Genomic DNA, 12,130 nt, shown 5'->3' on the forward strand with positions numbered 1-12,130 from the left:
CTTTTTAAAGGATGCATTTTATGGTATTGTTAATTAACCTTTAACGCTATTTTCACGACATCAAATCATTACCTCTCGTATATTGCTATATATGCAATACCCTAATATTACAGCTCCAAATTCCATTTTAAAAGAAGCCGAAAAAGCGATGTCTTTTTATCCTGCTTTACAGAATACTGAAATAGAATTTAAGTTCAATGATATGGTGCGCAAGAATTTCATGCAAGCACAACCTACTTATAAAAGTATTTTTAGAAGTAAAGAAAATCGCGGTTATATTATTTTAATAAGCAAAGAATTTAAAGTAGAAAATGAAATCTTCACTATAAACGAAATACCAAGCGATGTCCTTACAGGATGGTTGGGTCATGAACTAGGCCATGTCATGGATTATCGTTCTCGATCTACTGTAGATATGATTTTCTTTGGATTAAAATACTTATACTCACATGCACACATTCAAGAAGTAGAACGTGCCGCAGACGACTATGCCGTGCGCCACGGCATGGGTGAATATATTTTAAAGACTAAAGAATTTATTTTAAATCACACGAGTCTGTCTGAGAAATATAAAAAGCACATGCGTAAATTCTACCTATCTCCTGAAGAGATTTTAGAATTGATTAATCGTTATGGAGAAACTGGAGAAAAGCCTAGTCAAGATGAACTAGCGCCTAATTAGTTGGTGAGTTTTTTCCTCATATAAGCTAACATACTCAAAGACTACTTACAAACTCTTCCCAGGCTTTAAACTTCTCTTCGTCCATTACTTTTTCCATTTTTACCTGACCGCCTTTTTTCTTGTTGTGATCGTTCCATTGTGCAAACGTTTCTGGTTGTACTTTATGAACTTGCACACCTTTTAGTGCCTTGGTTCTTGCTACTTTATAGTTTTTATTAGCTTCTTGTAGCGATTGATCTAGAGCCTCAGCAAGTTCTTTTTCTGAAGTTTCTGTTTCTGTACCTAGATACCATACATGCTGAAAGTTGCCATCAATTTTCTTTGCAGAAACGGTAAACTCTTTAATGCTGGTATTAAATTTTTCTTGCAATTCTGTAATCGCGGTTTCCATTTTAAGAACTGATAACTGACTACCTACTACGTTTAAGAAAAACTTAGTTCTACCAGTTATTTTAATTTCGGCTTTTTCTACGTCTGTAAATTTTATTGTATCACCTATTAAGTAACGCCATGCGCCAGATACTGTCGATATGATTAAAGCATAATCAACCTCTGGTTCTACCTCAGCCATGGTTAGAACTGGCGCATCATCAGAAATGCTACCATCTTGTTCTACGTATTCTGGTTGAAAAGGCACAAATTCAAAATAAATACCACCATCGGTAATTAACTGCATAGAACTAGATTCTGGACGTTGTTGACAGGCTATAAAACCTTCACTAGCTAGATAGGTATCTACTATCTGTACAGGCTTTGAAAACAACTTCTCAAAACTCGAGCGATAAGGTTCAAATGCTACACCACCAGAAGTATAAACCGACAGATTAGGCCATATTTCATGAATAGAATCTACCGTGTGATAATCCATTACTTTTCTAAGCATCATTTCTAACCATGATGGAATACCGCTTAACATACCTATATCCCAATTTTTAGCTTCTTCTGCTATTCTTTGAACGCGCTCATCCCAATCGTCTATGGAAGATATTTCTTTTCCTGGTCTGTAAAAAGAGTCTAAAAACTCTGGAATATTACTGGCAGATATTCCACTAATTTCTCCTATCGTAAAACCATTTTCTTCACTCAAATCTGTAGAACTACCTAAAGCCAAGACTTCACTCTCAAATACATCTGTGGGCAAATTGAAATTAGTCAATGCACTTACCTGTCTGGTTCCTGCAGCTTTTATCGCCGCAATCATCTCATCTGTGACTGGAATTGTTTTAGATTTTTTACCTGTAGTACCACTAGATCTAGCAAGAAAATTCGGTACGCCTGGCCATGCGATATCGGGCTTTCCTTCTTTCATGCGAGACCACCATTGCTCGTCCATTTTGTGATAGTCGTAAAACGGTACCGCTTTCGCGAAAGCGTGCTCCATATCATCTCCTTCTAAAACACTATTAAAGTCATAATACAAGCCGAAAGAAGTGCTCTTTGCCGTTTTTAATAAATGCTCCAATACTTTGCGTTGCGCAACCACATGGTCTGACGTCGCGGTAATCGTCTCGTGAAGATTTAATGCTGTCTTAATAATAGGACCTAAAAGTGCCATGAAATAGTGGTTTATTCCAAAAATAGACCTTTAAACACCTGTGCTAGGTTAAGATTCTGATAAGATTTTAAATATGAAGGAAATTAAATTTCTATCCCAATGACTCTAGAAATGTTACTGTTTAAATATAGCCTAATGATACTTAGTAAAGATTTTTGTCGCCTCATTGTAACTGCTTTCAAAGGACATCGCGTTTACGTTTGAATCTGCTTTTACGGCGTTAAAATAACTTACCATTTTCTCTGTAGGCATATTACCTGTAAGTTCATCCTTTGCCATGGGGCAACCACCAAAACCTTGAATCGCACCATCAAAACGACGGCAACCAGCTTTATAAGCAGCGTCTACTTTTTCATGCCACGTGGTAGGTGTGGTATGTAAGTGTGCACCAAATTCTATTTCAGGATATTTAGGAATCAAGTTAGAGAACAAATAAGTAATCGTCTCAGGATCTGAACTACCTATGGTATCAGAAAGTGATAAAATCTTAACGCCCATCTTGTATAATTTCTCTGTCCACTCTCCTACTATCTCCACATTCCATGGATCTCCATAAGGATTACCAAATCCCATCGAGATATAAACTACTAATTCTTTATTATGCTTTTGAGCGAGATCAATTACTTCTTGCAACAACTCCACACTTTGTGCAATAGTTTTATGGGTATTACGCATCTGGAAATTCTCTGAAATAGAGAATGGGTAACCCAAATATTGAATCTCTGGATGCTCACATGCCGCTTTTGCACCACGTAGATTTGCAATAATAGCAAGCAGTTTAGATTCTGTTTTAGAAAGGTCAAGTTTTGAAAGAACCTCAGCCGTATCCACTAGTTGCGGTATTGCCTTAGGAGAAACAAAACTACCAAAATCTATGGTATCAAATCCACATCGCAATAAGGACTGAAGGTATTGCACCTTCAAATCTGTAGGAATCATTTCTTTAATTCCTTGCATTGCGTCACGCGGACATTCTATGATTTTTACCTTTTCCATTGAGCTGCAAATATAAGGTTACGCAAAGGTTTGCGGAAATGATTTCTACTTCTTATTTAAAAGTCAAAAAGCCCCTTATAAAAAGAGGCTTTAAGATTAAAGTAAAATTTAAGGGGAAAATTACTTTTAAAATATTTTAATAAAATTCAAGTCTAACTTATTACGATTTCTAAATCAGTATTCAAATATGAATAATAATCATCACATAAATATCACAACGGCACTTAATTGATTACAACAACCCTTTTTAAGATATAAACAAACTCAACAAATCGGCAACATCTTCCTGTCTTTCTATATAATATCGTGCTGCAGTATTAACACGTCCTACTTTAACAGTAACAGCATCTTCTGGTAGGTCCTGGAACATAAATTCATCCGTCCAGTCATCTCCTATTGCAAATACAAAATCCTTTTCTGAACTTAATATATGATTAGTTGCTGCTTTACCTTTATGAACATTCATACTTTTCACTTCAATGACTTTGTTACCATAAAGAACACTTAAGCCACGGTTAATGCTTAATTCTTTAATAACATTAGAGAGTTCTGTTGCTCGTTGTTCACCTAAATCGGGATCTGCTTTGCGGTAGTGCCATGCTAATGAATATTTCTTTTTTTCAATGAATGTTCCTGGAGTACGATCCACATATTTTTGAAGAATAGGTTCAATAGTAGGAAACCAATCTGTATTCATGGCCTCAGTTAGAAACCATTTGTTATCGACCACATTTTTCTTAAGAACCCCATGTTCTGCAATAAGAACTACCGGAATATCTTTAAACCACTCTCCTAAAGTATCTGCATCGCGACCACTTATGATCACAACTTCAGTACGTGGCAAATTATTTAAACTACGTACTAAATTTAAAATTTTCTCATCAGGGGATGCTTCATTAGGATTATTCACAAATCCTCTTAAAGTCCCATCATAATCTAAAAAGAAGATTCTATTCTTAGATTCTTTATATCGTTGTAATAATTTTTCCTTGCGATTAGAATTTAATAATTTAGTCTTTACTAACTCTTCGGTCCTTTTAATTGATTTAAGCTTGTTCATAAAATCTTCTGCCCACTTTTCTACATTATAGCGTTTAAGGCGGCTTTGCATATATTTATTACGTTTTTTCTGCTCACTTACAGGCATCTCTATAGCTTCCTTAATAGTGTCTGCAATCAATTCCATATCATTAGGATTGATGAGTAATGCCTCATTCATTTCCTTTGCGGCACCTGCCATTTCACTTAGAATTAACACACCTGTCTGATCAGTGCGACAGGCAACATATTCTTTAGCAACTAAGTTCATTCCGTCGCGTATAGGTGTTATAAGAGCCACCTCACAAGAAGTATAAAGATCTATTAAGTTGGTAAATGGCATAGACCTATAGAAGTACCAGATAGGCGTCCAACTTACGGTGGCAAATTTTCCATTGATACGTCCTACTAGCTCGTCAATTTCTTTTTTCAATCGTTTATATTGCTTTACGTTGGAACGACTAGGAACCGCTAGCATAACTAGTCTCACTTTTTCGATGTATTCAGGATATTTCTCTAGAAAACGCTCATAAGCCTTGATACGGTTTGCTATACCTTTTGTATAATCCAATCGATCGATAGAAAGAATCATTTTAGCCTCTGGAGTTTCTTCTTGATGATGGTATAACCTACGTTGTAGCTCACTCTGTGTTGTGTCTGTTTGTTGTTGATTCGCTTTCGCGAAAGACGAGAACTTTTCATAATCGATACCCATAGGAAAAGAATCTACCGTCACCACACGATCTGCCAGAGTGATACTGTTAAAGCTAGTGGGATACCCCAATATCCTACTTACCGAGCTTAAAAAATGTCGCTCATAATCATATGTATGAAATCCTATAAGATCGGCTCCTAGAAGACCATTTAAAATCTGCTCACGCCATGGAATTGTTCTAAAAACTTCAAACGAAGGAAATGGAATATGTAAAAAGAAACCAACAGATACATCAGGACGTTTTTCTTTTATAAGTTGAGGCAATAACATAAGCTGATAATCATGTATCCAAACGGTATCACCTTCTTCAAGATTTTCTAACACTACCTGCGCAAATTTTTCATTTACCCTTTTGTAAGATTCCCAATAATCATTACTAAATTTTGCGTATTCCATAAAATAATGAAACATGGGCCATATGGTATGATTGCTAAATCCATAGTAAAAACCGTCGAAGTCATCTTTAGATAATGTTACAGAGGCACATTGTTGTTCTTTTACTACCTTCTCCACAGTATTTACTAGCTGGGAATCAACATCTTCCTGTATAAGACCATTCCACCCTATCCATAAACCATTACTCTCTTTATGTACAGATTTAAGTCCTGTAGCTAGCCCACCTACACTAGGAGAAGAGGAAACCTTACCATTCTTAATGTTTAATTGTAAGGGTAATCTATTAGAAACTATTAAGGTTTTTAACATAAAAATAAAATCTTTGGTTTGAATTATTCATTAATTCTTAAATTTCGGAAAAATCTGTTTGTCCTAAATAAAAATTTACGATTATTATGAATAATTTAAATTATGGAATTATAGGTAACTGCCAAAGCGCAGCCCTTATTTCTGAAAAAGGATCCATTGACTGGTGCTGTCTTCCCATATTTGATTCTGCGTCTGTATTTGCAAAATTATTAGATGATAAAAAGGGTGGATCTCTTAGTTTTATATTACGTGATGATTATAGTATATCTCAAGAATATCTATGGAAAACAAATATTCTAAGCACTACTTATGATAATGGTATCGATGCCTTTCAAGTAATTGATTTTATGCCGCGCTACCAGCAAGAAGACGGTAGTTATTACACGCCACCTGATATCATAAGATTTATAAGGCTTTTAAAAGGAACGCCACAATTCTCCATTCAATATGATCCACGTCTAGAATATGCTTCTAGTAAAGTATTTACCACAATTGAAGAAGAATATGTCCACAGCCAGACTAAAGACGGTAAATATGATTCTTTGTTTTTATATAGTGATCTTAACTATGAAGACATTGTCAACCAGCAAACTATAACACTGACTAGTAACGCTTATTTACTTGTAAGTTATCATGAAAAATTGAGTCAACAAAGCCTAGATAGATGCTATCTCAAATTCCAACGTACTAAAACCTACTGGATGGACTGGAGTGAAAAAACGACTAGTTATCCTATATATCAAAATGAAATTATACGCAGTGCTCTTACACTCAAAGTGCTTTCATATGAAAAGTCCGGTGCTGTTCTTGCTGCGGCTACAACGAGTTTGCCAGAAACTATAGGTGAGGTAAGAAACTGGGATTATCGTTTTTGTTGGATACGTGATGCATCAATGGTAATTAAAGTAATTGCAGATCTAGGTCACCCATTAAGTGCACGTAAATTTTTACAATTTGTTATAAATACCATACCAGATAAGGATGAAAAAATTCAAATCATGTATGGAATTAATGGTGAGCGTGACCTGACCGAAAGTTTCTTAGATCACCTTGATGGTTATAAGAATTCGCAGCCTGTGCGTATAGGTAACGCTGCTTATATACAGAAGCAAAATGATATTTATGGGATTTTAATGGAGGTTATTTATCGCCAGTTTGTAGAGTTTGAAACCACTTTAGAAAACCGTGAAGAACTATGGACCATTATTAAAGGAATTACTAAAATAGTAGAACAACACTGGCAAGAACCAGATAAAGGTATATGGGAATTGCGTACTGAAGATAGACATTTTACCTTTTCAAAATTACTTTGTTGGGTAGCCATGGATAGGGCTATTAAAGTAGGTGTGATATTAGGTCGTAAAGAACCTTTAGAAGACTGGAAAACACTACGATCAGAAATCTATGAAGACATTTACCAGAATTCTTGGAGTGAAGAAGTACAAGCTTATACTCAATCTTATGGCTCAAAAGATTTAGATGCATCTACATTACTAATGGAACAGTATGGATTTATTAAAGCCACAGATTCTCGTTTTATAAGTACCGTCCAAGCAACAGAAAAAGAATTGTGCCGCGATGGATTAATGTATAGATATAAGAATCAAGACGACTTTGGAGAGCCTTCTTCCAGCTTTACTATTTGCTCATTTTGGTTTATCGACAGTCTTAATAAAATAGGGGAGACTAAGAAAGCTCGCATGTATTTTGATCAGTTGTTATCTTATAGTAATCATTTAGGATTATTTAGTGAGGATATTGATTTTGAAACTAAAAGACTCCTAGGTAATTTCCCGCAGGCTTATTCACATCTTGCTCTTATAGAAACTGCTATCAATTTTTCAAAAACCATGGAGAATAATTAGTCAAGAAATCTAAATATGCAAATTGTTTAAAAACATTTTATTTTATTAAGGAATCAAAATAGCAACAGCAATACCTATAAAAACTACAATTTGTGTCCATTTCATGGCTGGTGCAAACCAAGTGGAAGTTTTTATGAAACTTGCTGCTTTTCCAGCTAATAGCGCTATTGTATAAAATGTAAGTAATGATACTAACATAAAAACGCCACCTAACATATAGATTTGAATCCAATCTGGATAAGAGTTTGCCATTACAAATTGCGGTAACAATGCGAGAAAAAACAAAGTCACTTTGGGATTGAGCAAATTCATAGTAATTCCTACTTTGTAGAGTTTCCACAAATTTTGAGAAGAAGCTTTAGAATTGCCAAATTCTATACTCGCATCTGATTTATAAATTTTAAAAGCGAGATAAAGCAAATAAATAGCTCCAGCAATTTTTATGGAATACAGCAACCACTCATTATCTCTTATAATTACTGCAAAACCTAATGCAACAATGGATGTATGAACAATGCAACCGGTTATTAAACCACTAGCGATGGCGATCCCGTATTTAGAGCCTCTTGCAACAGATTGTGTGAGTACAAAAATATTATCTGGTCCTGGACTTAGTGCGAGGAGTAATGTTGCAAATGCAAAGGAGATTAGGGTTTCTATCATTTATTATTCAAGATTTACTTAACAATGAAGTAGTAACTTTCTTTAGCTTTATCTTCATCATAGGTAAACCCAAAAATGTTTTTCATGACTGCCTTAGATAAGTATTTATTCATATGATAATAAGAGTAAACTTTTCCATCTTTTTCAAATAGCAGTTCACCTTCTTCATCATTTTCAGTATAAAACTTAACATTCCACCATTCCCATTCTGCAATGTGAGGAATACCAAATTCTTTTGTTATTGCTTGAGGTCCTAAATTATGTCTATACCGTTTGGTTATTCCATCTTCAATAAGTCTAAAACCATATACAGGACCGAAATCAAAATCTGCAAAACAAAAAATATTCTTTGGCTTATTAAAATATTTATATAGTTTGTCAATTAAATCTTTATCTCCATCAACCAAAATTTTGTTGTTAAATACTGGATTAGTAATAATAATAGAATTATTAATTTTAGAAATCAAGACATCATTTTTACGAGTTCCAAAATCAGAAGACCACTTATTATTTAGCCGATATTTCTGAGAAAAAAAATGATTGTAAATTTCTTCAATAGTATAATTATCATTCTCTATATTTATTACAACACCAGATGGATAAATAGAATAATTTTCTATTGGTATTGATTTGTCTTGAGAAAAGCAATTTAGTATCGAAAATATAGTAATGAAGTAAAATTGATAGTAGTTTCTCATAATTCAATAATTGCCTTATTAATTTCCCTAATCAACGCTGGCCCTTCATAAACAAAACCTGTATACAACTGTACCAGACTGGCACCAGCATTTATTTTATCAATAGCATCTTGTGCAGTCATGATACCGCCTACTCCTATAATTGGGAATGCGCCGTTGCTTCTATCGTGTAAAAAAGCGATTACCTCTGTTGCTCTTTTAGTCAGTGGCGCACCGCTCAGTCCGCCGGCTTGATTTATAAGTGAATCTTCAGATTGCAAACCTTCTCTAGAGATGGTGGTGTTAGAAGAAATAACTCCATCTATCTTAGTATCTTCTACTATTCCTATAATATCCATCAACTGATCATCAGTAAGATCTGGAGCGATTTTGAGAAGTATCGGTTTCCTTTGAGGCTTTTTATTATTTAAGTCTTGTAGTGTTTGAAGTATATGCGTTAATGGCTTGCGGTCTTGTAATTCTCTTAGACCTGGTGTATTAGGCGAGCTTACATTTACGGTAAAATAATCTACATGATCAAATAGTTTTTCAAAACAGATAATGTAATCATTTACTGCCTGGTCATTAGGTGTAACTTTGTTCTTACCGATGTTACCACCTATCAAAACATGATTAGGATGACCTAATTTTGGATTTTTCTTTAATCGTTCCACCGCTAGATCTACACCACCGTTATTGAACCCCATGCGATTTACTATCGCCTGATCTTTTTTTAATCTAAAAAGACGTTGCTTAGGATTACCTTCTTGCGGGACTGGTGTCAGCGTTCCTATCTCTATAAATCCGAAACCTAGGTTAGAAAATTCTTTAAAAGCTTTGGCATCTTTATCAAATCCTGCAGCCATGCCCACCGGATTATCAAACTGTAAACCAAAGAGTTCTCTTTTTAAAGCAGGATGATTTTGCTTGTAACGCTTTCGCGAAAGCGTGCTAAAACCAGGTATTCTACTTAACAATTTAATGCTCCTAAAAGAAAAGTGATGAACAGCCTCTGGATCAAAGGCAAAAAGTAACGGACGGACTAAAGATTTATACATAAGAATAAGGTTGCGCAAATTTACAATCCATTGGACTTTATTCCATATTTTTGTTACTCTTAAAAAATGACTGATATGAGTAAATATGATGTGATCGTTTTAGGTAGTGGACCTGGCGGATATGTAACAGCAATACGTGCTTCTCAACTAGGGTTAAAAACAGCAATCGTTGAAAAGGAATCTCTAGGTGGAGTGTGTTTAAACTGGGGTTGTATTCCTACTAAAGCGCTTATAAAAAGTGCCGATGTATTCAATTACCTCAACCACGCTGCAGATTATGGACTTAAAGCTGATAATGTAGATAAAGATTTTACTGCTGTTGTAAAACGTAGCCGCGATGTGGCAGACGGAATGAGCAAAGGTGTGCAGTTCTTACTTAAAAAGAATAAAATAGACGTAATCATGGGTTACGGTACGGTAAAAAAAGGTAAAAAAATCGAGGTGAAAGCTGAAGATGGATCTACCTCTACTGTAGAAGGAAACCATATTATTATCGCAACTGGTGCAAAATCACGTGTACTTCCTAACTTACCACAGGATGGTGAAAAGGTTATAGGGTATCGTGAGGCTATGACTCTTAAAGAACAACCTAAGAAATTAGTTGTTGTTGGGTCTGGAGCAATAGGTGTAGAATTTGCTTATTTCTATAACTCTATGGGAACTGATGTTACTATAGTAGAATATGTAGATCGCATCGTACCTGTAGAAGATGTAGACGTTTCTAAACAAATGGAACGCAGCTTTAAAAAAGCAGGAATTAAAATCATGACTTCTAGTGAGGTGACTAGCGTGGACACATCTGGTGATGGTGTAAAAGTTCATGTTAAGACTAAAAAAGGAGAAGAGGTTATTGAGGCAGACGTTGTTCTTAGTGCTGTAGGTATAGAAACTAACATCGCAGGAATAGGTCTAGAAGAAATAGGTATCTCTACAGACCGTGGCAAGGTACTCGTTAACCAGTGGTATCAAACTAACTTACCTGGTTACTATGCCATAGGTGATATTACTGCTGGACCAGCTCTAGCTCACGTTGCAAGTGCCGAAGGTATTCTTTGTGTTGAAAAAATAGCTGACATGCATGTAGAACCTATCGATTATGGAAACATACCTGGTTGTACGTATGCAACGCCAGAGATCGCAAGTGTAGGTATGACTGAAGCGCAAGCTAAGGAAGCTGGACACGAGATCAAGGTAGGTAAATTCCCATTCTCTGCATCTGGAAAAGCAAGTGCTTCTGGTGCAAAAGATGGTTTTGTAAAAGTAATTTTTGACGCTAAGTACGGTGAGTGGTTAGGATGTCACATGATAGGTGCTGGTGTTACTGACATGATTGCTGAGGCTGTTGTAGCTCGTAAACTAGAAACTACAGGACACGAGATCCTTAAAGCGATACATCCACACCCTACAATGAGTGAAGCGGTAATGGAAGCCGTTGCAGATGCTTATGATGAAGTGATACATCTTTAAGATATTAGATATTAGATATTAGATATTAGATAAATTTAAAAATCCCCAATTCAAACTAGTTGAATTGGGGATTTTTTTGATAATAAATACCTCTGGTTAGAATTTAAACCCTGCTCCTAAAGAAATGGTTTTAAATTTGCCTATAGAGTTGGACAGATCCTGTCTTTTTGTTCGGTCTAGCATATCTTGTTCATACCTTAAATCAAAGAACAGACTTTTAGTAGCTTGATATCTAACACCTAATTGCAATCGAGGATTAATCAGCCTTTGTTCTGCATCTCTTTCTGGAGAAAATGCTTGGTTATTGAAGTCAATGTCTAAACCTATACCACCATAAGCTGTCCAGCGTGGTGCAAAATTATAACCATATTGGAATGATAAAGTAGGTGCTAATCTGGAGAAAGCACCTGCACTTATCTCTGACCTTAAACTGCTTTTTTTTGTTAAATTATATTGTGCAAAAAAACCTAATCGACCTACAAAATAAGGTTCATTAATAAAATCTCTATTTGCTTGATTAGTATATTGACTCTCTTCCACACCACTCATTATTTGAATTCCAAAATCCCAAGATTTAGGCTGAGGAAATAAATAAGAAAGATCTTTAGAGTCTGTTTCTTGTGCACTTGCTAATGATATACTGCAAACAAAAAGTAAAATACTGGCAAAAAAATTAATTTTCATAATTAGGTTTTAAATATTATTAAAT

The 12,130-nt window shown here is 35.2% G+C and carries 10 protein-coding genes; 3 read left to right on the top strand and 7 right to left on the bottom strand.

Translation table 11 applies throughout. The features are described from left to right. Positions 1–91: 91 nt before the first annotated feature. A complete protein-coding gene (locus ACJJVJ_RS06725; RefSeq protein WP_405369638.1) occupies positions 92–682 on the top strand; it encodes a hypothetical protein in 591 nt (196 codons plus the stop codon). A gap of 34 nt (positions 683–716) precedes the next feature. Here ACJJVJ_RS06725 and ACJJVJ_RS06730 read toward each other — a convergent pair whose 3' ends face one another. From ACJJVJ_RS06730 to ACJJVJ_RS06740, 3 genes are all read right to left on the bottom strand, one after another. Next, entirely contained in the window at positions 717–2,237 is a 1,521-nt protein-coding gene (locus tag ACJJVJ_RS06730) for a GH3 auxin-responsive promoter family protein (RefSeq protein ID WP_405369639.1), read from the bottom strand. 132 nt (positions 2,238–2,369) lie between these two features. Continuing rightward, positions 2,370–3,233 carry a hydroxymethylglutaryl-CoA lyase gene (locus ACJJVJ_RS06735; protein ID WP_104516155.1) on the bottom strand — a complete coding sequence of 288 codons (864 nt, stop codon included), beginning with the start codon at positions 3,231–3,233 and terminating at the stop codon, positions 2,370–2,372. A 247-nt stretch (positions 3,234–3,480) separates the two neighbouring features. After that, positions 3,481–5,691, bottom strand: a complete 2,211-nt coding sequence (locus tag ACJJVJ_RS06740) for a bifunctional alpha,alpha-trehalose-phosphate synthase (UDP-forming)/trehalose-phosphatase (protein WP_405369640.1) — start codon at positions 5,689–5,691, stop codon at positions 3,481–3,483. Between the two features lie 86 nt (positions 5,692–5,777). Here ACJJVJ_RS06740 and ACJJVJ_RS06745 point away from each other — a divergent pair, with 86 nt between their 5' ends. Next, positions 5,778–7,556, top strand: coding sequence for a glycoside hydrolase family 15 protein (locus ACJJVJ_RS06745; RefSeq protein WP_405369641.1), 1,779 nt, complete (start codon positions 5,778–5,780; stop codon positions 7,554–7,556). 45 nt (positions 7,557–7,601) lie between these two features. On the opposite strand, the gene ACJJVJ_RS06750 is transcribed toward ACJJVJ_RS06745, so the two are convergent. Genes ACJJVJ_RS06750 through ACJJVJ_RS06760 form a run of 3 tightly spaced genes read right to left on the bottom strand, consistent with a single transcriptional unit; the run spans position 7,602 to position 9,954 of the window. Then, positions 7,602–8,219, bottom strand: coding sequence for a LysE family translocator (locus ACJJVJ_RS06750; RefSeq protein ID WP_405369642.1), 618 nt, complete (start codon positions 8,217–8,219; stop codon positions 7,602–7,604). A 14-nt stretch (positions 8,220–8,233) separates the two neighbouring features. After that, positions 8,234–8,917, bottom strand: a complete 684-nt coding sequence (locus ACJJVJ_RS06755; RefSeq protein ID WP_405369643.1) for a hypothetical protein — start codon at positions 8,915–8,917, stop codon at positions 8,234–8,236. After that, positions 8,914–9,954: a quinone-dependent dihydroorotate dehydrogenase gene (locus ACJJVJ_RS06760; RefSeq protein ID WP_405369644.1), complete on the bottom strand. Its 1,041-nt coding sequence runs from the start codon at positions 9,952–9,954 to the stop codon at positions 8,914–8,916. Before ACJJVJ_RS06760 ends, ACJJVJ_RS06755 begins: the two co-directional genes overlap by 4 nt. A gap of 75 nt (positions 9,955–10,029) precedes the next feature. Here ACJJVJ_RS06760 and lpdA point away from each other — a divergent pair, with 75 nt between their 5' ends. Then, a complete protein-coding gene (lpdA, locus tag ACJJVJ_RS06765; RefSeq protein ID WP_104516181.1) occupies positions 10,030–11,421 on the top strand; it encodes a dihydrolipoyl dehydrogenase in 1,392 nt (463 codons plus the stop codon). A 96-nt stretch (positions 11,422–11,517) separates the two neighbouring features. Here the strand turns inward: lpdA and ACJJVJ_RS06770 are convergent, their stop codons facing one another. After that, on the bottom strand, positions 11,518–12,105 hold the full coding sequence (locus ACJJVJ_RS06770) for an outer membrane protein (protein WP_405369645.1): 588 nt from the start codon (positions 12,103–12,105) through the stop codon (positions 11,518–11,520). Between the last annotated feature and the right edge of the window lie 25 nt (positions 12,106–12,130).

Source organism: Nonlabens sp. Asnod2-A12 (assembly GCF_045063745.1).
GTDB classification, from domain to species: Bacteria; Bacteroidota; Bacteroidia; order Flavobacteriales; family Flavobacteriaceae; genus Nonlabens; species Nonlabens xylanidelens.

Excerpts from the sequence above, each read along its gene's own strand:
- ACJJVJ_RS06725 (WP_405369638.1), top strand. The coding sequence starts at position 92 with ATGCAATACCCTAATATTACAGCTCCAAATTCCATTTTAAAAGAAGCC.
- ACJJVJ_RS06730 (WP_405369639.1), bottom strand. The coding sequence starts at position 2,237 with ATGGCACTTTTAGGTCCTATTATTAAGACAGCATTAAATCTTCACGAG.
- ACJJVJ_RS06735 (WP_104516155.1), bottom strand. The coding sequence starts at position 3,233 with ATGGAAAAGGTAAAAATCATAGAATGTCCGCGTGACGCAATGCAAGGA.
- ACJJVJ_RS06740 (WP_405369640.1), bottom strand. The coding sequence starts at position 5,691 with ATGTTAAAAACCTTAATAGTTTCTAATAGATTACCCTTACAATTAAAC.
- ACJJVJ_RS06745 (WP_405369641.1), top strand. The coding sequence starts at position 5,778 with ATGAATAATTTAAATTATGGAATTATAGGTAACTGCCAAAGCGCAGCC.
- ACJJVJ_RS06750 (WP_405369642.1), bottom strand. The coding sequence starts at position 8,219 with ATGATAGAAACCCTAATCTCCTTTGCATTTGCAACATTACTCCTCGCA.
- ACJJVJ_RS06755 (WP_405369643.1), bottom strand. The coding sequence starts at position 8,917 with ATGAGAAACTACTATCAATTTTACTTCATTACTATATTTTCGATACTA.
- ACJJVJ_RS06760 (WP_405369644.1), bottom strand. The coding sequence starts at position 9,954 with ATGTATAAATCTTTAGTCCGTCCGTTACTTTTTGCCTTTGATCCAGAG.
- lpdA (WP_104516181.1), top strand. The coding sequence starts at position 10,030 with ATGAGTAAATATGATGTGATCGTTTTAGGTAGTGGACCTGGCGGATAT.
- ACJJVJ_RS06770 (WP_405369645.1), bottom strand. The coding sequence starts at position 12,105 with ATGAAAATTAATTTTTTTGCCAGTATTTTACTTTTTGTTTGCAGTATA.